This is a genomic window from Desulfovibrio subterraneus, assembly GCF_013340285.1.
GTDB lineage: Bacteria > Desulfobacterota > Desulfovibrionia > Desulfovibrionales > Desulfovibrionaceae > Halodesulfovibrio > Halodesulfovibrio subterraneus.
In genome coordinates, this window is record NZ_BLVO01000012.1 from 166462 (window position 1) to 189665 (window position 23204).

Below are 23204 nucleotides of genomic sequence, written 5' to 3' on the forward strand. Positions count from 1 at the left end.
TTATGGAAACAATAATCGATTTCGATACCGTCTCATATACGTGGCCGGGGGGCAAGGGGCTGCAAGACGTTCGTCTGGCAGTGTCCGGCGGGGACTTTGTGCTCGTGTCCGGACCATCCGGTTCCGGCAAGTCCACACTGCTCCGGCTGGCGGCGCGGCTTGAGGAGCCTGATTCCGGTACCGTACGATTTGCCGGTGTGCCGCTTGCGGACCTTGATCCGCCAAAGCTCAGAAGGCGCATAGGCTATATACAGCAGACTCCGGTGGTCATGGAAGGTTCCGTGCGCGAAAATCTGCTGCTCCCCTATTCCTTTGCGGTGAACAGGGAAGAGGTGCCTCCTTCAGACACTGTGCTGCAGGACTGGCTGAACAGAGTGGCGCTTGCGCGGGTGGGGCTTGATGATGTGGCCGCCGCGCTTTCCGTGGGACAGAAGCAGCGTCTGTGCATTATCCGCTCGTTGCTTCTGCGGCCCGAATTGCTGCTCATGGACGAACCCACCAGCGCACTGGACCGTGAGAGCAGGCACATCGTCGAACAGCTGACGGAAGAGCTCAATAGAGAAGGCATGACCATCATTCTGGTGAGCCATTCCGATTACAGGCCGCAGGTCGCGCATGTGTGCGTGACCGTGAAAGATGGCCGTGTGGCCCAAGGCGAAGGCCGTATGACGGTGTGCGATGCATCTGTGGAGGTGGTATGATGGGCGGAGCATATATTCAGATTTCACTCTGGCAACTGGCAATAGCCCTTGTTCTGGTGGGCGTGGCCGGGGCTGCCTCGGTGTTATACGAGCTGCGGCTGCAGAAAGACCTTGCCATAGGCACCTTCCGAACCTTTGCGCAGCTTTTCGCCATGGGGTATCTGCTCAAGATAATTTTCAATCTTCATAGTATGTTGCTTGTCATGGGCGTGTATATGGTCATGACCTGGTTTTCTGTGCGTATTATAAAAGGAAGGGTCAAGGAAAAGAGCATAGACTATTACGCCCCTACCATGGTATCAGTAATGGTAAGCTATACCCTTGTAACCTTCATAGTGACCGGCATCATCATTGGTGCAAAACCGTGGTGGACACCCCAGTACTTCATTCCTATAGGAGGGATGGTGGCTGGAAATTCCATGAACGCGCTGGCAATAGGTCTTGAAAGGTTCTTTTCAGAGTTGCGGAACAGGAAGGATCAGGTCGAGATGATGTTATGTCTCGGCGCAGACTTCCGTGAGGCCAGCAAGGAAATGTTCCGCAATGCCCTTAAGGCGGGTATGATTCCGTCGATCAATTCGATGATGGGGGTGGGCATTGTGTCCATTCCCGGTATGATGACAGGGCAGATACTGGCGGGTGCCGACCCTGCCGATGCGGTTCGGTATCAGATAGTGGTCATGCTCATGATCGTTGCCGCCACGGCTCTGTCTTCGCTTATAGTGCTCCATCTGGTAAGAAGGCGTTGTTTCGGCCCCGCCATGAACCTTCTGCTGAAGAACTGACGCGGAGGGGAAAGGCTATCCCGCAAGGGTAACGTGTACGCCAGTCCGGAAAAGAGGTGTGCTATGCATCAGCCGATCAATGAATTGCACAGACCCCGTTTTATCCCCGATGTCACCGGATTCGATCCGGACCTGATGTATGTGGAATGCAAGCACTGCAGCCGCCCTGTTCTGTGGAACAAGGGCCGTACTTCCGAGATTCTGCAAGACGTGGATATTGTCCGTGTGGAGCTGGATTCCAGCTGCATGATTCTGACGCACGGCTGCCCCCGTTGCACTCCGGGGGTTACCAAGTTTCGCCTGCAGGTGATACGTGCGGACGAAGTATATGCCGAAGAGCAGCAGACGCAGTTGATAGCCCACGCATAAGCGATAGCGGACGCCCTTGAATTGGCGTGGGCAAGACCGTTCGGCAACGCGTGTAAGATGGCGCTGTAAGGCGCACACGCAGAGAACGGCAGATTCCGGGATGAGAACAGAAAGGCCGCCCCTTGGGGCGGCCTTCTTTTTTTATGAATGGAGATGGGAGCTACTGTCCCAGCACGTCGGTGATCACCTCAGGGGTGATGTCCGCGATGGTGGCACAGCCGGTGAGCACCATGGCGGAAATCAGTTCGCTCTGGAGCTGCTGGATGTATTTGCCGGCACCCTCTTCAAGCCCTCCGACAGTCGCAATGGAGAAGGGACGCCCGATCATGACGGCGTCTGCACCCAGAGCGAGCATCTTCAGCACGTCGGAACCGGAGCGGATGCCGCCGTCCACCAGAATGGTGATGTCCTTGCCCACGGCCTCGGCAATGTCAAAGAGCACATGCGCGGTGCCGGGGGTCTGGTCGAGCACACGCCCGCCGTGGTTGGAAACCACGATGGCGGCCGCACCGGCGTCCACTGCCGCCTTGGCGTCATCCACGCACATGATGCCCTTGACGATGAACTTGCCGGGTACATGGCTGATGATTTCCTTGAGCTTGGCAGGCGTCTTGGGCGTTACCGGCCGTCCCATCTTGGCGAGGGTGACGAGGCCTGCGGCGTCAATGTCCATGCCGAAAATGCTGCAGCCGGTTTCCGCAGCCTTGTCCAGCTTGGCGAAAAGTTCCGCATCTTCCCACGGCTTGATGAAGGGAATGCCCTTGCCGCCCACGGCTTTGATGGCGTTGAAGCCGGATTCATAGATGAAGGGGGGCACGCCATCGCCCGTACAGCCCACAATGCCATTGGCAACACAGGCTTTGAGCTTGGCAGTGATGTAATCTTCTTCGGTGACCTTGCCGCCCATGTTGAACGAAACGCCGCCGATGGGCGCTGCAAGTACCGGAATGGCAAGGGGCATGCCCAGAACTTCGGTGGAAGGATCGGGATTGGTGACGGAGTGGATAAGGCGCATGCGCAGCTTATAGTCCGTCAGTGCCTCCACGTTTGCCATGAAGGAGGAACCGGTTCCAAGACCACCCATGCCGGGGACTTCTCCGGCGCAGGCTTTGCCGTTGCAGACGGGGCAGACGCGGCAGAAGCCTTTCATCAGCTCCCGTGCGTTGGCGCGTACTTCTTTCATGATGGTCATCTCCTGATAATTGCATACTGCCCTGTCGCGGGCAGCGCTGTGCGGCCTCGGGGCCGTTTGGTCATGACTGCACCGGAAGCGGCAATGCCGCTTTTCCGGTCACTTTCCTTCGCTGAAAATAATATCGCTTACAATCTGCAGATGGGCGCGCATGGCTTCTTCAGCCGCGTCGGGGTCCCTACGCTCGATGCACTCGATGATGGTCTTGTGTGACTGCAGGGACGTAATCTGGCGTTCTTCGGTCTGCAGTGGCTCGTTGCGGGTTTCCGCGAGCTTTGATTCAGCACGGGTCACCACATCCACAAAAAGCGGGTTGCCGGTGGCCATGGCAATGAGCTGATGAAAATGCAGGTCTGCGAAGCCGGTTTTTTCGCCGCCGTTGATCTCTTTTTCCTGCAGGTCCAGCATATGGCGGAGAGCTTCGAGGTGGCCTTCGGTTCGTTCTGCCGCTGCCAGCCGGGCTATCTGCGGCTCTATGGCCTGCCGGAACTGAAAAAGCTGCCAGAGGCGGATGCGCTGTTGCGTCATGACCTCGGCAAAAGGAGCCAGCAGGTCACTGCCGGGAGGCAGGGAAACATAGGTGCCGTCGCCTCTGCGGCTTTCGAGCACACCACTTTCCTGCAGGGCGCGTATGGCCTCGCGCAGCGAACTTCTGGAAACCTTGAAAATTTCTGCGAGATTGCGCTCGGAAGGAAGCCTGTCTCCGGGGCGTATCTGTCCCGAATCGATAAGGTCGCGAATTCGCTCGACCACCTGTTCATATATCTTGGTTTGCCGCATTTCGTCCGACTGTGTAGGCATATGATGCATGTATCTGTTGTCCCCCCGTTAGAGCTCGTGAAACCGCCGGACCGTTTGCGGGTGCAAGGTTCTCCCGCCGTGAGTGTCGTCAACTGGTCCGACCACATTATGCACAACTACTGTTTCCCTGACCAGTCCTCTTTGCGAGGATATTTGCCACAAAACTACGCAGTTTTGTATCGTTGGGCAAGGTTTGCTCTGATCGGGTAAAGTGGCGGTTGCGTGCATGGCGAACAGAGGGCAGCAAAGAGCGGTAACGATATATCGGGCGACAGCCATGCCTGATTGCCGCCCGATACCGGAGATTAGCGGGTTCTGAAGGTGGTATCGATGAGGGAGGTGGCGACCATGCCCGCTCCGTGGGAAAGGGCGTCAAAAATGTCCTTATCCGACCAGCCTTCGGCACGCAGCTCATCAAGCTGCTCCGTTGTCGCGGGCCTGGGCTGCTGCACGGCGTTCACGACAAAGCGGACCATTTTCTGTTCGCGGTCCTCAAGGCCGGTGTCCATTGTTTCTGCGCGGTCACCTCTGGCGTAGGCGTACAGGGTTTCAATATCGTCGGGCTGCATGCCGCAGCGCCTGAGCAGGCCGTCATTGAAGTCGGTGCAGCAGTTGTAGCTGCAGCTTCGGGCCACGGTATAGCGTATGGCGGCGAGCAGTGGGAAACTCAGCGTTTCGTGCGACATATAATATTGAATGTTCTCAAACCGGTTGGTCATCAGCCCGGGACTGGCAGAGAGAAGTTGCAAGGGCTCAGGAACCTCTTTCCCCTGAAACGCATCATAGATCTTGCGGACGGAAGCGGGGGCGGTTTCTACCTGTTCGGGGGTGACATACGCAATAGTGTACATGTGGTTCTCCTTTTATAGTAGACTGGTCGTCTACAGGGTGGATATGAAAAAACCGCATGACGTGGATAGTCATGCGGCAGACTAGCGAACGCGAAGCATTTCGTCGAAAAAGCGATGGCAGAGCTTGAGCGGTTCCGTAGAGCGGATAACCTTCATACGGATGAGCGCACCATGCCAGCCTGCAATCATGAAGTAGGCGGTTTCCAGCGGGTCAAGGTCTGCGCGGGCTTCGCCCTGTTCTTGTCCCATGCGGATGAGCGAAGCAAAGTTTGCAGCCAGCCGGTCTATGACCTGTTGCAGTTGCAGCCGGAACGGGTCGGAAAGGCCGCCCATTTCCTGTGCAAGATTGCCGATGGGGCAGCCCTTGCGGCAGCCTTCCTGCTCGAAGCGTTCTTCCACAGCGGCGAGAAAGGTGTTCAGGCGGGTGAGCGGCGAAAGGCTCTCGTCATCGGCAATTTGTTTGAAAAGGATACCGAAGCGCGCAGCAAAGTGCTCCACTACGGCCAGACCAAACGCTTCCTTGCTCTTGAAATAATGGTAGAACGAGCCTTTGGGCACGCCCGCAAGATCAAGAATTTCCTTGAGGCCGGTGGCGGAAAATCCCTGCAGGTGGATAAGCTCGGCGCCTGCTTCAATTATTCTCTGCCGTGTATCTTCACTCATGGGCAAACAATTAGACCACTCGTCTAGTGGTGTCAACGGATAAGAAAAAAGGCCGTAACCCAAACTGGTACGGCCTTATGCTGTCTGATGGCGGGGAAAGGCTAGTGGCCTACAACCTTGCCAAGAAAATCGCGCAGGCGCGGGTTCTTGGGGGCAGAGAAAAACTCGTCGGGGGTGCCTTCTTCCTGAATCACGCCCTGATCGATGAATATGACGCGGTCAGCCACTTCACGGGCAAAGCCCATTTCGTGGGTGACCACCACCATGGTCATGCCTTCGGTGGCCAGCTTTTTCATAACATCGAGCACTTCGCCCACGAGTTCGGGGTCCAGTGCCGAAGTGGGCTCGTCAAAGAGAATGACCTTGGGCGACATGGCAAGCGAGCGCGCAATGGCCACGCGCTGTTTCTGGCCGCCGGAAAGCTGCTCGGGGAAGTTGTTGGCCTTGTCGGGCAGGCCGACTTTGTCGAGCAGTTTCAAGGCAATGGCTTCTGCCTCTGCCTTGGTTTTTTTGCGTACCTTGGTCAGGCCGGTGGTCACGTTCTGCAGGACGGAAAGATGCGGGAACAGATTGAACTGCTGGAATACCATGCCTGCTTCGGAGCGCACATAGTTGATGTCGGTCTTGGTATCGTAGAGATCATAGCCGTCCACGGTGATGGTGCCGGAGGTCAGCTCCTCGAGCCGGTTGATGCAGCGCAGCACAGTGGATTTGCCGGAGCCGGAGGGGCCGAGAATAACCACCACCTCACCCTGACGGACGGAAAGATCAATGCCTTTGATGACTTCGGTCTCACCAAATTTTTTGTGCAGACCGCGGATTTCGATCATGGGAGTGCCGTTTTTGGTAGCTGTCATGGTCCTGTCTCCTATCGGCGGCTGCGGTTGAACAGTTTGCGCTCATACATGCGCAGCGCCTTGGCAATGGACATGGTCATGCACAGGTACACCACCGCAATGGTGAGATAGACCTCGAACGAGCGGAAGTTCACCGCTACAATTTCCTGCCCCTGACGGGTGAGTTCGGCCACGCCGATCACGGTGAGGAGCGAGGTGTCTTTCAGGCTGATGATGAACTGGTTGCCCAGCGGCGGAATCATGCGTTTGAAGGCCTGCGGCCAGATAACGTAGAGCATGGTCTGCATGCGGGTAAGGCCGATGGAACGGCCTGCTTCGCTCTGGCCCACATCGATGGATTCGATGGCTCCCCGCACGATTTCGGCAATGTATGCGCCGGAGTTGACTGCAATGGTGATGATACCTGCGGTAACAGGCGCAATGCGCATGCCCGTGGCAAGAGGAAGGCCAAAATAGAGGAACAGCGCCTGGACGACCATGGGTGTTCCTCGAATGATTTCTATATAGGCAAGAGAGGTGTATCGCAGCACAGGGTTGCGCGATATGCGCGCAATTCCGGTGGTGACACCGATGATGAACCCGAAAATCAGGCCGACGACAGTCAGGTAGATGGTAAGCTCAATGCCCTCTGTAAGCAGGGGCAAAGTCTCCCACATTACATCGCTTTTGAATTGAAACGCCATGAAAGTGTGCCTTTATTGCAGGAAATGAAGCAGAAATGAATGCTGCGGAGAATGCGCGCGGGAGAGTTGCCGCTCCCGCGCGCGGATTATTCGGATATGAAGCTGCAGCGCGCTACTTGGCGGGCTTGTAGCCGAACCACTTCACGTACAGGGTTTCGTAGGTGCCGTCGGCCTTCATGTCTGCCAGCGCCTTGTTTACCTGGGGAACCAGCTTGGAACCCTTGGGGAAACCGATGCCGTAAGCCTGACCCTGATAGATGGGACCAACAACCTTTACCTGGCCTTCGTACTTCTTCACAAAGTCCATGACCACGGGCATGTCGAAGATGACTGCATCAGAGCCGCCGGTCATCAGTTCCATGAACATGCCGTCGTTGTTGGGATAGAGCTTCACGTTTTCCTTCTTGGCGAAGGTGTAGGCAAAGTCCACGCTGGAGGTGGCAAGCTTGGTGGAGATAATAGCGCCCTTCAGATCTTCAATGCCCTTTACCTTGCTGTCGGACTTGACGAGCAGGGAAAGGCCGGAGTCGTAGTAGCCGTCGGAGAAGTCTACAACTTCCTGACGTTCGGGCTTGATGGTGATACCGGCAACGGCGGCGTCAATGGTGCCGGCCTGAAGGCCGGGGATGATGCCGTTGAAGTCCATGGGCTGAAATTCGTAGTCGAGGTTCAGGCGTTTTGCCACTTCCTTCCACATGTCGATGTCGAAGCCGACGTACTCATTCCCTTCCTTGTATTCGAAAGGCTTGAAGTTGGTGTCGTGCGCAACGATCAGTTTGCCTGCAAAGGCGGTGGAAACCATGGCCAGAGAGATGAGAACGGTCAGAACAGCAAGAAAACGTTTCACGGTAATACCTCCTCTGAACGGTCTGCACACGTGCCGTCTCATGGCCGGAATATGCGAGAACCGCTGTTAATGAGAAAAACCCACACTTGGTAAAATCACCCAATTATTGCCAGAAAAGTGCTGCAAACGCAATTTAAAACCCCTGACGGCATCGCGATTTTGCAGCCGTAACCAATTGAAAAATAGGGGTTGCTCCTGCCGCGAAGTGCGCATTTTCACAGTAACCCTCTGCAGAAAATGCGTTCTTTTTTATGCTGCGGGCGCAAAAATAGCGCGTGCGAAATTTGTAAGCCCCGTTCCGGTCTATGCGATTTGTCTGATGGATATGAAAGGACAAAACCGATGACAGCGGGCCGGATACTCTGTCTATGCCTCCGTCAGCTCTCTCGTGATGTCAGTGCCTGTGCAAGGGAGTCGCACAGCCAGCGCGCGGCCGGTCCCAGATGGCGGGCCGTTGTCCACATGACATAGGCCGGTGCCGTGTGAGGCTTGGGATGGAATGCAAAATCAAGCCGCATGAGCCGCCGGTCGTCCAGATCTTCCTGCACAGCATGCTCGGGCAGAAAGGCCCAGCCGGTGCCGTTGCGTACCAGTGAGTGGATGGCGGGGTTGCCGTCGCACCACCAGGGGCGCAGCGCCACCCGTTCGTCCTGCACGCGCTGGCCGCTTCTGCTGGAAACGATGATCTGCCGGTGACGGGAAACCTCGTCCTTGGTCAGATCACCCTTGCCTGCCAGCGGGTGGTAGGGGGCGGCAACGGGGATGAAGCGTACGCTGCCGACAAGCCGTGCCGGTGCTGTTACGGGCAGCGCCTGCAGGGGAACAACGTAGCCGAGGTCTGCTCTGCCTGAGCGGACCATCTCGCCTATGTCGTCCAGCGCGCCCATGAGCACTTCAAGCTCCACGTCCGGCCAGTGCTTGCCGAAATGGCTGAGCACATCGGCAGTCACGTCTTCAGGAATAAGGTCGTCCGCGGCGAGGGTGATGCGGCTTTCAACGCCTTCGGCAAGTCGTCCCGCAAGTTTTTCAAGGCGGGCGCAGGCTTCAAGGGCGTTTCTTGCTTCCTGCACAATGGTTTCACCTTGTGCAGTGAGCTGCGGTTTATGCCCTGAACGGTCGAAAATGATGACATCCAGATCAATTTCCAGATTCGCAATGGCGGTGCTTACCGCAGATTGAGCGCGGCCAAGTTGCCGCGATGCTGCGGAAAAAGAGCCGCTTTCGGCGACGGTAACGAGCGTTTCCAACTGATCCAGACTGTATCGCATGGGGCGTGGTCTATCTGATTTTCAGATAGAATGCAACTTTCTCTATCTCGTTTGATGCCGTAGATGTCCTGTGTCCTAGGAAAGTCGTGTGATTCCGGTGCACAAATAGACAGGATGCGTCGCGCCAGCCGGATTACCTTCGTCAGTGGGGTTCCTGCGCCAGCCGGAATGCCGCGTGACGGATTGCCTGCGCCAGCGGGGCTACCTGCGCTAATCGGATTACCCGAATCAATCGGAACACGCGACCGCTCCGGGGTTTTCAAAATAGAGAGGAAGGATTCAACGATGAGATCTGGATTGGATAGACTGCGCCATGCGGTGCTGTTTGAAATAATCGCCCTCGGGCTGGTCACTCCCACGGCCTCGACCCTGCTGGGAAAGGAAATGGACCAGACTGCGGCCTTTGCCGTGGGCATGTGCGTAATCGCCATGGCCTGGAACGGCCTGTACAACTGGTTATTTGATGTCGCCCTGCTTCGTGCGGGCAAACCGCTGCAGCCGCGCAGTGTAAGCCTGCGCGCGTTTCATGCGTTCATGTTCGAGATGGGGCTTTTCGTGGTGGCGGTGCCCTTTGCCATGTTCATGCTGGACATGACGTTCATGGAAGGGCTGATGGCGGAAATAGGCCTTGTGACCTTTTATCTGGTCTACGCCTATCTCTTCAACTGGGCCTACGATTACATATTTCCCATGCCCGGTGCCGAACCTGCCGCACAGGAAATGTCCGTATTGGCCGAAAACGGGGAAGGGCAATAGCCGGAGCAGGTTGTCCGGATGGTCGTCCGGCAGCATATCGCATGCGGACAGGCCTGAGACAGTCCGCACATACCATCCCCCCGCAGGCCTCTGCAATGTCCGGCGGCGGGGTGTATCAATATAAGGGGAGGTCGCATAATGCGGCCTCCCCTGTTTGTTTCGTCTGTCCTGCCCTTACGCCAGAGCGGCTTCGGGGGTGGAAGAAGGCAGGCCGAAGGCTTCGCCCACGGCGGGGCAGGTGAGCTTGCCCTTGTAGGTGTTAAGGCCGAGCGCCAGAGCGCGGTCATGGCGCAGGGCATTGACGCCCTTGTCTGCCAGAGCAATGGCGTAGGGCAGGGTCTGGTTGCACAGGGCGAAGGTGGACGTGCGCGGCACAGCACCGGGCATGTTGGCAACGCCATAGTGCACCACGCCGTCTACCACATAGGTGGGATGATCGTGCGTGGTGGGCTTGATGGTCTCAACGCAACCGCCCTGGTCAACGGCAACGTCAACGATGACGGAGCCTTCCTTCATGGTGGAAAGCATTTCGCGGGTGATGAGATGGGGAGCCTTGGCACCGGGAATGAGCACTGCGCCGATGACAAGATCGGCCTTCTTCACCCAGTCACGGATATTGGGTTCTGTGGAGGTGATGGTCTTGATGCGTCCGCCGAAAACGTCGTCGATATACTGCAGGCGGCCGTGGCTGATATCAAGCAGGGTTACGCTGGCACCCAGACCCATGGCCATCTTGGCTGCATTAAGGCCCACAACACCGCCGCCCAGAACTACCACTTCCGCCGGAGGAACGCCGGGTACGCCGCCGAGCAGGACACCGCGTCCGCCCATGGGCTTTTCAAGATACTTGGCACCTTCCTGCGTGGCCATGCGGCCGGCCACTTCGGACATGGGGGTCAGCAGGGGAAGTGCGCCGTTGGCCAGCTGAACGGTTTCGTAGGCAATACCGGTGGTCCCGCCCGCAAGCAGGGCGTCTGTCTGGGGTCTGTCGGCAGCAAGGTGCAGGTAGGTGAAAAGGATGAGGTCGGGGCGCAGGTACTTGTACTCGGAGGCTATGGGTTCCTTGACCTTGTAGACCATTTCGGCGGACCAGGCGGTGGCTGCATCCACCATCTTGGCGCCGGCGGCAATGTACTCATCGTCGGTACAGCCGCTGCCGATACCTGCTCCGTTTTCAACCAGAACGGTATGGCCTCTGCGGACGAGGGAAGCTACTGCGCCGGGGGTTGCTGCAACACGGTTTTCCAGAGTTTTAATTTCTTTCGGGACACCGATAATCATAGGGCTCTCCTTCACAGAAAGTGTTGACGAGGGCGCACCCGTTACGGACCACCTGCGCACCTCGATGTGACGCTTCAATTTGTATCAGTATAAACATGTCTGGCCTTTGTTAGACAAGAAAAAATAACGAATAGGGTTTAAAATCAAGTAAATTTAATCAAATTTACTTTTCATAAACATTATTTTGAAGATTCATGCATATGCATGGGGTGTGAGCGGGTGCTGCAACAGCTGTGGGTGCCTCTTCGGTTATTGTAATGGCGTTCAGTGCGGTTCCCGGGGTGGATAAAAAACTGCGGATGTGCGCAGAAAGTAGCCGTGTGTCAAAAGTGTGCATCTGAGATCAAAATGATGCGAAAAATTGATGACACGTGCACAATATCATGTGGATGCTGCGAATATGGTGGTGCTGCAATCTATACTGTTAATGGCCACAGTTGTTTGTGGGGTGGCGATTGCGTTGCGGGTGCATGCTGAACCAGTGCGGGATAGTGTGTGGGGGGAGACGGTTCTGTGCTCGGCGTCCCGACCTGCAGGGAAAAAAAGAAAAAGGCCCCGCTTTCGCAGGGCCTTTGCCGGCCGGTGAAATCTGTCGGGCATGCCGCAGGCACCCCGTTCTTCCGTCGGTTACGCCTCGTTCAGTTCGGAGCGGAACTTGCGGGAAAGACGGAATACAACCACCTTGCGGGGGGGCAGGGTGATGGTTTCATCAGTCTGGGGGTTGCGGCCCTTGCGAGCTTTCTTGTCATAGGCTTCGAACTTGCCGAAACCGCTGATGAGCAGTGCATGGTCCTTTTTGATGGACCCCTTCATGATATCGAGCAGCGATTCAACGATGTTCTTGACTTCAGCACGGTTGCGGTCGGTCTGCTCGTAGATGGAATCCACGATGTCAGCTTTGGTCAACGTCTTGCTATTCATAATTTCCCTCCCGGTTGTCCGGTGAAAACACGGTTAACGTAGTTTCTTTCTGATCTCGGCTGCCAGTTGCAGCATCTCTTCGGTATCATCGTAAACATGTTGCGGCCACAGGCGCAGGGAATCATTTGCGAAGCGCGGTATGAGATGCCAGTGGGCATGAAAGACTACCTGTCCTGCTGCTGCCTTGTTATTCATATATATATTCAGGCCTTCGGCCTTGGTTGCTGCCATAATGGCGTTGCCCACATGCTGCTGGGCGCGTATGAGTGCCTCGCCCATGGTGGGGGGCATTTCAAATATATCTCTGTAGTGCGCTTTGGGGATGACAAGGGCGTGCCCTTTATTGACCGGAGCAATGTCCAGAAACGCCATCACCAGATCGTCTGAATACAGTTCCGCACAGGGAGATTTTCCCTCTGCTATGCGGCAGAAAATACAGTCGTCGTTTTTGTTGAGAGTCATTCCCAATTTCTAGACTTTTCCAAGATTTGTCGGTTGTTAGGAAAAATGACCTTTTTATGCGGCATTACAGATCATATGCTGTTTATATACACAATATCTGAGTTTTATTCAAGTTTTTTTGTATCATTCTTAATGGTTAGTGAGTGCATTCACCTGTTTTGTAAAGTGTGCTATTGCATTCCCTCTTCGGGAGCGCCCTGCTATAGGGGGTTCAGCAAATGCGCCTGCGCTGCTTTCGCTTTTGCCCGTGAACTGCGAGAGCAACGTTTTTGTCTGTAACGTCCTGATGTAGTTACATGTATGATAATAGTTTAATACGGTATGGCAATGACCAGTGGAATGATTTTTTCGCTTCCGCAGCGTAATGACGCTGTCTCGCGCATTTTGCCGGTATTCATGCCTTTTGCCGGTTGTCCCAACCGGTGCCTGTACTGTGCCCAGCAGGCGCAGACAGGGCAGGTGCGCGAGGAGCTGGATAGTGCCCTGAAACGGTTGGAAACCCTGCTTGCGGCCCGTGCCGGGCAGGGCCACGCGCCTGTGGAAATAGGGTTCTACGGCGGTACATTCACCGCCCTTCCGCTGGAGTGGATTGAACGCTTCCTTCTGCTCGCGCATCAGTATCGCGATCTTGGGGTGGTGAGCGGCGTGCGCTGTTCCACCCGCCCCGATGCCGTATCACTGCCGCTGCTGAACCGCCTGCTCGAGCTTGGACTCGGCACTGTGGAACTTGGCATCCAGACCTTTGATAACGCCGTGCTCGCCGCCAGCCTGCGCGGGTATTCCGCCGATATAGCCAGTGAAGGCTGCCGTACCGTGCTTGAGGCGGGCATGGCGCTGGGCATTCAGCTTCTTCCGGGGCTGCCCGGTCATACTGCCGGGATGTTTTTGAGCGATGTACAGCAGGCCTGTGCGCTGCGTCCCGCTTTCATGCGGTTTTACCCCTGCGTGGTGTTCCGCGGCACCGGACTGGCGCGCCTGTATGAACGGGGAGAATATGCCCCGTGGTCGCTGGAAACTGCCGCGAATGCCTGTGCCGATGGCCTGCGCATAGCGTGGGAAAACGATGTGCGGGTGATACGCATGGGCATTGCCCACGATACCGGGCTGGATGCGGAACTGCTGGCAGGGCCGGTGCATCCCGCGTTCGGCTCCATGGTTCGCGGGCGGGCGCTGGTTCCATTCGTGCTTGACCGGATAGAGGCGCTTGGAAAGGAACCGACATTGCTCATGGCGCCGCAGTCCGTAAGAGGTGAGTTCTGGGGCTACAAGGGGGAATGCAAGCCTCTGTATGCACAGGCTGGCCTGACTTCGGACAAGGTGCAGTGGTGGAGCGAATCCCATTTCTGCCTGCGCTGATGGTGCAGACCCGCGGGTGGCTCCTCTGCTGTGAACGGTTGTGCCCCGTCTGCCCGTATCCCCTGTCACAGCCGGTCCCCGTTGTGGCTGTCTATTCGCAGAGCGCCGCAGTGCTGTAACAGCATCCCTTCATGTTGCGGCAGAAACGGCAGTGCAATGTTTCCGGATTGTGCGGGGCCGGATTCATCCTCTGCAAGGGCGGCTGGATTGTTGACCTGAGAGATAAAAAGAGCCAGAAACATACTGCGTCGCGGGGGCGCTCCGTGGGGGTGCGGTTACGTTCACGAAGCATATGCAGTTTCTTTCCCCGCTTCGTATTCATCGGTTTCAGACGGGAGGAGACATGGCCGAGGAACAGGTACAGGAGAGCACTCTTGACACGTTGCTCAAGGGGTTCAGACCTGCTGGTTTTTTTTCCAGTGCGGGCAAGGCGACAACACATCAGAGCAAGGCTGCCGTGAACCCGCGGCAGATTCTCTGGTCGGTCCGTACGTTGGATAACGGGGCTGTGGAAATTTCTCCGCTGGTGGCCGGTTTTCCTGCCCCGGCGAACATGCGGATGCACAAGAAGATAGAGCGTCCCAAGTTTCTTGAACAATATTGGCCTGAACCGGAACTCTTTTTTCAGGAAGCCATGACGCAGTTTGCGGCGCGTGGAGATCTGATAGGCTACCCCCAGACACTCAAGGAACTCGTCAAGGCTTCTCTGCCGCTGGTTCTGGTCTATCTTGCCACGGGGCAGCGCGCCAAAGCCGAGACGGTTATCGACTTTCTCGTGGCCCGCAGCGTGCCCATGTGCGAGAAGCAGAAGAAGCTGCTCAACCGTGTGGCTGTTGAACTGCGCCGCGAGGGCAAGTGCGAGTCCGCGCTGGATTGTTATGCCTCGGTCGAGAAATATTATGGCGAAGACGAGCACCTGCATTTCAACATAGCCAGAACGCTGTGGGATATGCGCAGGCTCAAGGACTGTCTGCATCATCTGGAACGCTGTCTGCAGATCAATCCGCATCTGGCGGTGGCGCGGCAGTTCAGGGATAAGCTGGTGAAAATGCTGGCCCAGAAAAAGGCTGCCTCTCAGGCACCCAAGAAGGGGCTGGTGGTGGATAGCTCGTTCAAGGTGTCGTTGTAACCCCCCGTTATTCCGCATTTACATGGAACATGCTGTTCCAGTGGGGATACAATTGAAGCCCCGCCGGTGTATACCGGCGGGGCTTTTTGTCGTGTATGGGGCAGCAGGCGGGGTAATGCCCGTGGCGGATTATTCCGAGCGCATGATGCGGATGAGCTGCTGCAGCTCTTCGGCCCTGCCTGCCAGTTCCAGTATGGCTTCCTTGGCTTCGTTCATGCCGTCCGCCGTGCTGGCGGCAATGGCAGTGACATCTTCAACCGCGCGATTGACCTCTTCGCTGGTGGCGGACTGCTCCTCTGCGGCAGCGGCAATGGCCTGCACCTGATCGGCCGTGTTGTTCACCGCGGCAACAATATCCTGCAGGGTCTTGCCTGAGTTGGTGGCCTGTTCCGTGGATGTTTTCACGGCATTGGCAGCCCGCTCCACACCCTCGATGGACTGCGAAGCGCCCTCCTGAATGGCCTTGATGGCGCGGCCCACTTCGCCGGTCGCCTGCATGGTTTTTTCCGCCAGCTTGCGCACTTCGTCGGCAACCACGGCAAATCCGCGTCCTGCTTCACCGGCACGGGCAGCTTCGATGGCGGCGTTTAGAGCAAGCAGGTTGGTCTGGTCGGCAATGTCCTGAATGACGTTGATGACATTGCCCACATCCACTGTCTGGGCGCCGAGGTTATCCATGAAGCCTTTGAGTTCGCCGGCCTGCTGCCGCATGACGGCAATGGAACGGATGAGGCTTTCCACCTCTGCCTGCCCGCCGCTGGCCTGCTTGCGTGCAAGGTCGGCGTTTTCTGCCGCACTGGCCGCGTTGCGGGCCACTTCCATGGAGGTAGCATTCATCTGCTCCATGGCGGTGGCGGTTTCCGCTGCACGGGCGGACTGGCGGTCGGCACCGTTCGCCGCGTTTTCCACCTGTTTTGAGAGTGCTCCGGCAGAGGTGGCCACATGTTCGGCAATGGCAATGGCCTGCAGGGCAACGGATGCGATCTTTTCATTCTTGGCGCGGATTTCCGCTTCCTGCGCGCGGATGGTCGTCAGGTCGAAGTACAGGGTGAACGCGCCGATCTGGCTGTTGTCCAGATCGAAGATGGGCGTTGCGTTCACGTGCAGGATGGATTCCTTGCCGCCGGACTGCACGGTCATCTCGCCTTCGGTCTTGCGGCGGGCATCCAGTGCCTCGTCAGAGCGGGTGCGCCTGCTCTCGTCGTTGTAGAAGAATTGGCCCACGGTCTGGCCCAGATAGTCGTTGGCATTGCCGGTTTTCCCTGCCACTTCCATGAGGCGTTTGCCTATGAAGGTGATGCGCTTGTCCGTGTTCAGGGTCATGCAGGGGAAGCTGTCTGAAATCGCATCCAGAATACCCTGCGAGAATCCGAGCTTGATCTTCAGTTCGTTGACCATGTGCTGGATGGATATCTTGAGCAGATCAAGCTCGTTGGGGAAGGTGCCGTCTATGCTCGCCTTGAAGTCGCCGCCCGCAACGGTTTTGGCATACGCACCGAGCCTGTTGACCGGACCGACGATGCGCCCGACGATGGCGTAGGCAATGAGCGTGCCCACGAGAATGAACACAGCGAGGGCAAGCCCGCCCGCCATGACCATGTCTGCGCGGGTGCTGTCCGCCATGGAGCTGACCTCGGCGCTGGCCTTCATGGCCTCCGCCGTATCCATCTGGGCAACCAGCGCCCAGCGGGAGCCGAGAACATCAATGGGTTCCCACGCGGCAAGGGTGTCCACACCGCGGTAATCCTGCGCGTAACCTTCACCTGTCTCGCCGCCAAGGGCTGCTTTGACCGGTGCGGAATCAATGTTCTCCACAAGCACATCAAGATCAGTATCCGTGAAGCGCGAAGATGTGCGGCGTTTGCCGTCCGGCCCTACAAGGTAGGTTTCGCCGCTCTCGCCAAGGCCGAAGGTGTCGAATTTGCCGCTGTTCAGCAGCATGTCGTTCAGCTTCTTGACCGGCATGGCAAAGGCGAGGGTTGCTATGTATTGCCCGCCGTCGAACACGGGGGTGGCCATGAAGGCCACGGGCGCGTTGCCAAGCGGTTCATAGGGGGCAAAATCCGTTTGGGCGATGAAGCCCTTCTTGCCGTTTTTGCCTGCCTCTTCAGCTTCGCGATAGGCTTTTGCAAGGGCGGACGACTTGAACGGTCCGTCTTTCAGGCTGGTGGCAAAGTCCGGCGCCTTGTTGATGCTATAGAGCACCTGTCCGGTTTCGGGGCGGATAAGGTACATGTCGCGATAGCCGAAACGGTGGGCGTAATCCCTGAAGACGGGGTGGTAGAGCAGGTGGTTGTCGGTGTAGCCGACGATCAGGTTTTCAGGTTCCACAATGTCGGCACGCTTGGCGGGCGTTACCTGCGGCTGCAGAAAATGCGCCCACAGCACCACGGCGTTGGGATCTTTAGGGACGTATTTGTCAGGCTGTGCGGGCGAGTATCCGGGCGTGGCTGCGGCGTAAGTGGTGAAATTCTGCTGCCTGAGAAAGGCGTCTCCGGCAAGGAAGGTTGCAAGTTCTCTGCGCATGCCTTCAATGGCGTCCGGCGGGGTGTTTGATTCGTGGCGGACTATCTCGATATCATAGGCAAAGGCGAGTGATGCATCAATGACCGTGCGCCCCCTGCTGAAGGTAACAAGCTGGTCGGCCATGTTGCCCAGCAGATCGTGCACCTGAACGGATTTTACGCCGCGCAGTGTGGCAAGCTGGTTCTGCGCCCGCAGCCTGAGAGCGTTTGAGCTTGTCTCGCCAAGGTCGGACATGCCGCTTGACCCCATGCTCCACATGATCGCAGCAACACCGACCATGCCGATGATCATTACCGAAAGAAAACTGATAAGAAGCTGTTTTTTAAGCGTCATGCCTCACCATCCTGCCTGTGCATTGCAGCCCCCCGCAATTACCCGCGCCTGAAGTGCCGACTTTGTATGAGGAGGTGTGCGCTGTCAACAAAATGCAGTGTAACATACATAAATGTAGGTTGTTTCAATTGTCTACATTGTTGCACTCAGCAGGTGCGGTGAACAGTATTTTTGCCCTGTGTTCTCCCCAGTTTCAGGGGACGGGCAGGACATCACAGACCGGAAGACCAAGCAGGCCGAAAGACCATCGTCACCAGAAAGAAACGCGTTTCCCCCGCCTGGTTCCCATGAAAAAGGCGACACCCGAACGCGCCAAGCTGATGAAAACAGCTGGGCGCGTTCATGGTGCGTATAGGTCGGTTTGGTCACAGGGAGCCGCGGGACGCAGCTGGCGGGTGCAAATGGCTGAAAGGGCTAACGGGTGGTGCTGCCGAAAACCTTTTTCAGCAGGTCGGTGGTTCGCGCCGCAGGGTTGGCCCTGATGGACGCCTCTTCCTTGGCCATGACGGTGAAAATACCCTCGATGGTCTTGTCAGTGACGTATCCGTCAAGGTCGGATGCTTTGGTACTCATCAGGGGGGTGAGCTGGTGCAGCGAGTCCGCGAAATTTTTGTAGGTATCTGTGACATGCGCAGCCTTGGTCGCCTTTTCCACGATGGGGCGGATGCGTTCGGTCAGGTCGCCGGTGCTTGTCTTGCGCAGATACGCGGTGGCGGCATCATTTGAGCCGTTCAATATGGCCCGTGCATCGTCAAAGCTCATGGATTTGATGGCGTTCAGGAATATGGAAGCCGTTTCGCCCGCAGCCTGTTCCGCTGCATGGTTCATGGTGGCGATGAACTCGTCGGCCAGCTTGTCCTGCCCCAGCGAGCGGGCGATCTTTTCCGCTGCGGTCAGCGAATCCGGCATGGGAATGCGGACAGAGGGAGTATTGAGAAAGCCGCCTTCCGCGCTGAGCGTGGATACGGATTTCTTTACTGTGGTATTGAGCGCTTCCTTCAGGCCGTTGATGACTTCGCGGTCCGTGAGGGAGGAGGACGAAGTGGCGGATGTGCCGGATGTACCGGAAGAACCGCTGAAAATCTGTTCTTTGACCGCATCAAGCAGACCCGCCCGGGCGGGCAGGGCATGAAAGGCGGCAAGGGTGAATATGAGAGCCCAGAGAGTGTTTCGTCTGAAATTGCTGTTGCGCATGGTGGTTCCTCCTGCGTTCGTTGCGGCCAAGGTACCAGACTTTTACAGGAACGGAAATGCCGTAGAAAAAAGTGGGTTAGTCACCGGCCTGTTCTGCAGCATTCTCACCGGATGAGAACAGCATGAGGCGGAACACGGCTTCGACATATTTGCCGGAAAGAACATCAGGCAACGAAAAGCGGAGTCCTTCTTCCGGTGGCAGGGAGCCGGAAAGGGTGAGAAATACCTGTTCGGAGAGTTCCTTGAGCGGTTCGATGAGCGTATTCTGCCACAGGTGCGTGCTCTGTTCTTCGCTCTGGCCGAAAATGCGGCACTTGAGCGGGCGGTATTCATACAGAATGCACAGGTCCTGACAGATGATGGTGTCATCCGGTTCGACGGCAGGGGCGCACAACGGGTTTGTCCTGTTGAGGGGACACATGGTGTCGGCGTCTGAAAGGCAGTATTCGCCCTGCAGGGCCTGGCGGACCTTGCGTTCCTTGCGGGATGCCTCCACGGCGCGGCGGATGATCTCTGCCCGTTCCGCACCGGGAATGAGCGTGTTTATGCGGCTGCTGAGCACCAGCGCTTCAATGAGCGTGAGCGAAACAGGCGAGCTGCAGCATTGCCCGTGGTCGCGCCCGCAGCGGGGTGCGGGAGGCAGATTCGTCAGCTCGCGCTCAATCTGCGCTTCGAGGGAGAGGTAGTTGGCGATGAAGGGAGCAAGGTCCACAGTCTTGCCGAATTCAAGAGATGGTTCTCGAATCGTGAGCGGCGGGTTCTGCTTGCCGTATTGCCGGACCGTGCGCCACTGGTCGTAGTTGGCAGGCTGCGAGCGCAGGCGTCTGAGGGTGCGGGTTGCGAGCTGCTGCCCCATGCCCTTGCGGAGCAGGTAAGCGTTCAGCACGGTGCCGGTTCTGCCGATGCCGTGGCGGCAGTGGATGTAGACATGCTTGCCGAGGAACAGGGCCTCATCTACCCACTCCAGCGCCTGATCAAGCGCTTCGAGTTCCGGGGCTTCTTCATCTATGACCGGCAGGTGATAGACCTCAAAGCCGAACTCGCGTTCTATGTGGGCCAGCTCCGCCAGCTCATCGCACAGGTTGAGAATGCACTGAATGCCCTGTTCGCGCAGTGCCATGAGGTGCGCCCGCCTGTGTGGTGCGGGACCTGCGCCAAGGTGTGCCGTGACCCAGTGCACAGGAAAAAGGGGATGCGGCGGGGGCGCGTCGGATGGCGGCTCAGCCCGCATGAAATCCGTGAGGCAGCGTCGTATGGTGCAGCCGAGCCGCTGCAGCAGATTGGGCGTCGCGTTATCCTTCTTATCGGCTGAACCGTCCATGATCATTCCCGCTTTTCCAACGCTTCCAGATCCTGCAGAAAGGCCTGTTCCGTCTCGTCAATCTGTTCGTACCGGGTGAGGCCCATGTCCATCATGCGGGTGCGGGCCAGCAGCAGTCCCAGCATGGCCAGCCTTTTCTGAATTTCGGAGTCCTCTTCTGCAGGGTGGCGGGCGTCCAGCAGGTCGCCGCGCGTGGTGACGAAGAAGCCGAAACGGGAAAGAACGCGTTCTATGAACTGCAGCCGCAGAATCCGTTGTTCCGGTCTGCCGCCGCCGCCCTTGAAACGGAATTTGATGTAGTTCTGGCGTGCTTCCGGTCCGCACAGGGTGTCTATGACCGAGAAATGGTAGCCGAACCGCACCATCATGTGCAGGTAGGTGTGCGAGAGCACGGCATAGCTTGCAAGCTGCGGGGAATCCGGGTTGATGATGCCCGCGCTTACGCGGTCCAGTTCGTTCCAGTCCACATGCTTGAGGTTCGTGGGCCACTGTACGCGATTGCAGGAAAGGCCGAACCAGAGCGCCCACATGGGGACGGAGCGGATATCGTCCGGCGTGACATCGGGCTTGCCTGCGGCGGAGTGGAAGAGGCCGTCTTCCAGATTGAGCAGGTACAGGGAAATGGGAATATCCGATTTCAGCTTGCGCGCGCCGGAAAGCCCGCGACCGGAGCGGCCCACAAGGGTGAACATCTCTTCCACGCCCCGTTCGTGGGCAAAGCGCACAAGGTCGTGCATGGACCGGCAGAATTCCGGGGCAAAGTTGTCTGCCATGGGGTCTGTCAGGTTGAGCTTGGCTATGCGGGGCATGGCCATGCCAAGCCTGCGCATGGCACCGAGCTGGCGGTGCATGACGGGCGGCTTTTCCGGCAGAAAATCGGGGCGGCCCGCGTGCACTGTGCCGGTGATGCCGTCCACGGTGACGATGATGCCGTTTTCCAGCGATTCAAGGCAGCCTGCCGCATCCACGATGACGGGAACGCCGAACTCGCGGGCGACAGAGGCAAAATGGCTGGCGCGGCTGCCCTTGAGTGCGATGACGGCGGCCACCCTGTCTATGACGCGGGAAAGCGCAGGGCCGAGATTGCGGGTAACCAGCACCGAGCCGCGCGGCATGTCCTGAATGTCGCTGCACTGGGGAATGATGGTGGTGCGCCCTGCGGCAACGGCCGATGCACCCGCAGGCGTGGCACTGATGAGTACCGGCAGGTCCGGCGGGGCGTGATGCAGCATGGCCTCTGCCGTTCTGTCCGCCTGAATGGCGCGGCTTTGCAGAATGTGCAGGCGGTTGCGACCGTCCATGGCCCATTCCACGTCCTGCGGCGCGCCGAACAGGTCTTCGAGCTGCATGGCGTGTTCGGCAAGGCGTTTGAGCGTGGGCGTGGGAACGGGAAAATCCGCAGGCTTATCGATAAGTCTGTGGCTGGGGCGGCGGGAGAGCAGGGCCGTATGGGGCGAGGTGCTGCCGTCCACCAGTGCTTCGCCCAGCCCTTCCACGGCAAACACGGCAAGAGCACCGTGCTCTCTGTCCGGCACGGGCAGGTTGGCGTGCATTTCCGGATCGCGGGTGTAGACGACACCGGCGCAGGCAGGCTCGATCATGGGCATGATGAGCACGCCCATGGGCGTTTCGGAATCCGCAAGCCCGTGCATGATGCGGTAGGCAATGGCGCGCGGGGTGTACTTGGAGGCCACCACTTCCTTCCACGCCTCCATGATATCCGAGGCAGCAACATTGAGTTTGGAAGTGTATTGCCCTGCAAAGGAAGCCTCACCGTCTTCGGCGACGGCGCTGGAGCGCACGGCCAGCAACTTGCCGCCGGAGCCCAGTTCCAGCGCGGCGATTTCAATCTCGTTGGCAATGGGGTCGGGCATTTCCGCTTCATGAATGAGCAGCTGCATCTCGTCCGCAAGGGCGGCGAGCTCGGCAGGGTCGGTAAGCCGCACCTGCCGCAGGCGTTCGTCAAGCAGGGGGCGCAGTTCGTTGGCTTCTATGAAGTAGTGAAAGGCGCTGGCGGAAATCACCATGCCGGGGGGCAGGGGCAGGTCAGTGGCATGGGCTATCTGGGCGAGGTGCAGTGCCTTGCCGCCCGCCTGCCTGGAATGCTGCATGGCATCTGTCAGCGGAAACACGAAGGGCGGCACTATTTCGGCATCCGGCACGGTCACGGCCATGCGGACATAGAAGTTGATCTTGGAAAAGTAGTCCAGCAGGTCCATGTAGCGGGTGGGACCCATGGACTGCAGCTGCTCTATGAGGCTGCGCAGCGTGGTGCCCAGTTCCTCGCACAGCCATGTGACGCGGGCCCAGTCCGCCTGCTCTCGCCCGTAGTGAATCTCTTCCAGATCGGCAATGCGCTCAAGGCATTGGTCATCAAGGCGCAGCAGCTCCTTGAAGGCGTTGTATTTGTTGCGCAGCAGGGTACCAGGTGCAAAAGCCTGATAGGTCCAGTGCAGAAATAGTTCGCGAAAAGACATGCCGTTCCCTCGGAAAAATCGGTTGCGTAAGGTGTCCGGTGCTGCGGCACCGGTACGGGGTGGCGGGGCTAGAGCCCGAGAACGTCGTCCACCTTGCCTTCCAGCTCATCCTTGTCGATGGGCTTCACGCAGTATTCGTTGGCACCGAGGCGCAGGGATTCGCGCGCGGTTTCCAGCGTGGGGTAGCCGGTAAGCATGATGACGCGGATGTCGGGGCACCGCTTTTTGAGTTCGTCGAGCACCTGCACGCCGGTCATCTTGCGCAGTTTGATATCCAGAATGGCGAGGTCGGGCGTGGCAGAAGCCGCGTGGTTGATGGCCTCGTCCTCGTCGGTGAATACGGAAACGGTGTGTCCCTTGCGTTCGAGAATGCGCTTGATCAGTACGCCGGCGTCGATAACGTCGTCCAATACCATTATGGATGCCATGGT

The 23204-nt window shown here is 57.7% G+C and carries 22 protein-coding genes; 6 read left to right on the forward strand and 16 right to left on the reverse strand.

Annotation, left to right across the window (positions count from 1 at the left end):
- Window positions 1–2: 2 nt before the first annotated feature.
- The 3 genes from HUV30_RS04745 (at window position 3) to HUV30_RS04755 (ending at window position 1855) form a co-directional block, all read left to right on the forward strand.
- Window positions 3–701, forward strand: coding sequence for an ABC transporter ATP-binding protein (locus HUV30_RS04745; RefSeq protein ID WP_174404281.1), 699 nt, complete (start codon window positions 3–5; stop codon window positions 699–701).
- Window positions 701–1486 (forward strand): ABC transporter permease, encoded by a 786-nt coding sequence (locus HUV30_RS04750; RefSeq protein WP_174404683.1) that lies wholly within the window; start codon window positions 701–703, stop codon window positions 1484–1486. The genes HUV30_RS04745 and HUV30_RS04750 overlap by 1 nt, the downstream gene beginning before the upstream one ends.
- A gap of 63 nt (window positions 1487–1549) precedes the next feature.
- On the forward strand, window positions 1550–1855 hold the full coding sequence (locus tag HUV30_RS04755) for a hypothetical protein (protein WP_174404282.1): 306 nt from the start codon (window positions 1550–1552) through the stop codon (window positions 1853–1855).
- Between the two features lie 160 nt (window positions 1856–2015).
- Here the strand turns inward: HUV30_RS04755 and HUV30_RS04760 are convergent, their stop codons facing one another.
- The 8 genes from HUV30_RS04760 to HUV30_RS04795 all read right to left on the reverse strand — a co-directional run bounded on the left by HUV30_RS04760 (window position 2016) and on the right by HUV30_RS04795 (window position 9017).
- Complete coding sequence (locus tag HUV30_RS04760; protein ID WP_174404283.1) at window positions 2016–3038, reverse strand: alpha-hydroxy-acid oxidizing protein; 1023 nt, start codon at window positions 3036–3038, stop codon at window positions 2016–2018.
- Window positions 3039–3146: 108 nt separating this feature from the next.
- The gene (locus tag HUV30_RS04765) at window positions 3147–3848 is read right to left on the reverse strand and encodes a FadR/GntR family transcriptional regulator (protein WP_174404284.1); all 702 of its coding nucleotides are present in this window, start codon (window positions 3846–3848) and stop codon (window positions 3147–3149) included.
- 305 nt (window positions 3849–4153) lie between these two features.
- Window positions 4154–4699 carry a carboxymuconolactone decarboxylase family protein gene (locus HUV30_RS04770; RefSeq protein ID WP_174404285.1) on the reverse strand — a complete coding sequence of 182 codons (546 nt, stop codon included), beginning with the start codon at window positions 4697–4699 and terminating at the stop codon, window positions 4154–4156.
- Window positions 4700–4780: 81 nt separating this feature from the next.
- A complete protein-coding gene (locus HUV30_RS04775; RefSeq protein WP_174404286.1) occupies window positions 4781–5362 on the reverse strand; it encodes a TetR/AcrR family transcriptional regulator in 582 nt (193 codons plus the stop codon).
- 101 nt (window positions 5363–5463) lie between these two features.
- A complete protein-coding gene (locus HUV30_RS04780; protein ID WP_174404684.1) occupies window positions 5464–6192 on the reverse strand; it encodes an amino acid ABC transporter ATP-binding protein in 729 nt (242 codons plus the stop codon).
- A 38-nt stretch (window positions 6193–6230) separates the two neighbouring features.
- Window positions 6231–6902, reverse strand: coding sequence for an amino acid ABC transporter permease (locus tag HUV30_RS04785; protein WP_174404287.1), 672 nt, complete (start codon window positions 6900–6902; stop codon window positions 6231–6233).
- A gap of 112 nt (window positions 6903–7014) precedes the next feature.
- Window positions 7015–7749, reverse strand: a complete 735-nt coding sequence (locus HUV30_RS04790; protein ID WP_174404288.1) for a transporter substrate-binding domain-containing protein — start codon at window positions 7747–7749, stop codon at window positions 7015–7017.
- 377 nt (window positions 7750–8126) lie between these two features.
- On the reverse strand, window positions 8127–9017 hold the full coding sequence (locus tag HUV30_RS04795; RefSeq protein WP_174404289.1) for a LysR family transcriptional regulator: 891 nt from the start codon (window positions 9015–9017) through the stop codon (window positions 8127–8129).
- A 285-nt stretch (window positions 9018–9302) separates the two neighbouring features.
- Between HUV30_RS04795 and HUV30_RS04800 the strand changes: the two genes are divergently transcribed.
- Window positions 9303–9773 carry a PACE efflux transporter gene (locus tag HUV30_RS04800; protein ID WP_174404290.1) on the forward strand — a complete coding sequence of 157 codons (471 nt, stop codon included), beginning with the start codon at window positions 9303–9305 and terminating at the stop codon, window positions 9771–9773.
- A 174-nt stretch (window positions 9774–9947) separates the two neighbouring features.
- Here HUV30_RS04800 and ald read toward each other — a convergent pair whose 3' ends face one another.
- The 3 genes from ald to HUV30_RS04815 form a co-directional block, all read right to left on the reverse strand.
- A complete protein-coding gene (gene ald / locus HUV30_RS04805; RefSeq protein ID WP_174404291.1) occupies window positions 9948–11054 on the reverse strand; it encodes an alanine dehydrogenase in 1107 nt (368 codons plus the stop codon).
- 627 nt (window positions 11055–11681) lie between these two features.
- On the reverse strand, window positions 11682–11975 hold the full coding sequence (locus HUV30_RS04810) for an integration host factor subunit alpha (RefSeq protein ID WP_174404292.1): 294 nt from the start codon (window positions 11973–11975) through the stop codon (window positions 11682–11684).
- Between the two features lie 33 nt (window positions 11976–12008).
- The gene (locus tag HUV30_RS04815) at window positions 12009–12437 is read right to left on the reverse strand and encodes an HIT family protein (RefSeq protein WP_174404293.1); all 429 of its coding nucleotides are present in this window, start codon (window positions 12435–12437) and stop codon (window positions 12009–12011) included.
- A gap of 339 nt (window positions 12438–12776) precedes the next feature.
- On the opposite strand from HUV30_RS04815, the gene HUV30_RS04820 reads away from it, so the two are divergent.
- Together HUV30_RS04820 and HUV30_RS04825 are read left to right on the forward strand one after the other, a co-directional pair.
- Window positions 12777–13793, forward strand: a complete 1017-nt coding sequence (locus HUV30_RS04820; RefSeq protein ID WP_174404294.1) for an elongator complex protein 3 — start codon at window positions 12777–12779, stop codon at window positions 13791–13793.
- A 343-nt stretch (window positions 13794–14136) separates the two neighbouring features.
- Window positions 14137–14922: a tetratricopeptide repeat protein gene (locus tag HUV30_RS04825; RefSeq protein WP_174404295.1), complete on the forward strand. Its 786-nt coding sequence runs from the start codon at window positions 14137–14139 to the stop codon at window positions 14920–14922.
- Window positions 14923–15051: 129 nt separating this feature from the next.
- Here HUV30_RS04825 and HUV30_RS04830 read toward each other — a convergent pair whose 3' ends face one another.
- The 5 genes from HUV30_RS04830 to HUV30_RS04850 form a co-directional block, all read right to left on the reverse strand.
- On the reverse strand, window positions 15052–17781 hold the full coding sequence (locus tag HUV30_RS04830) for a methyl-accepting chemotaxis protein (RefSeq protein WP_174404296.1): 2730 nt from the start codon (window positions 17779–17781) through the stop codon (window positions 15052–15054).
- Between the two features lie 414 nt (window positions 17782–18195).
- Window positions 18196–18975: a DUF4197 domain-containing protein gene (locus HUV30_RS04835; protein WP_174404297.1), complete on the reverse strand. Its 780-nt coding sequence runs from the start codon at window positions 18973–18975 to the stop codon at window positions 18196–18198.
- A 76-nt stretch (window positions 18976–19051) separates the two neighbouring features.
- Window positions 19052–20296, reverse strand: coding sequence for a protein-tyrosine phosphatase family protein (locus HUV30_RS04840; protein ID WP_243452073.1), 1245 nt, complete (start codon window positions 20294–20296; stop codon window positions 19052–19054).
- Between the two features lie 2 nt (window positions 20297–20298).
- Window positions 20299–22773: a PEP/pyruvate-binding domain-containing protein gene (locus HUV30_RS04845; RefSeq protein WP_174404298.1), complete on the reverse strand. Its 2475-nt coding sequence runs from the start codon at window positions 22771–22773 to the stop codon at window positions 20299–20301.
- Window positions 22774–22841: 68 nt separating this feature from the next.
- A complete protein-coding gene (locus tag HUV30_RS04850) occupies window positions 22842–23201 on the reverse strand; it encodes a response regulator (protein ID WP_174404299.1) in 360 nt (119 codons plus the stop codon).
- Window positions 23202–23204 lie beyond the last annotated feature (3 nt).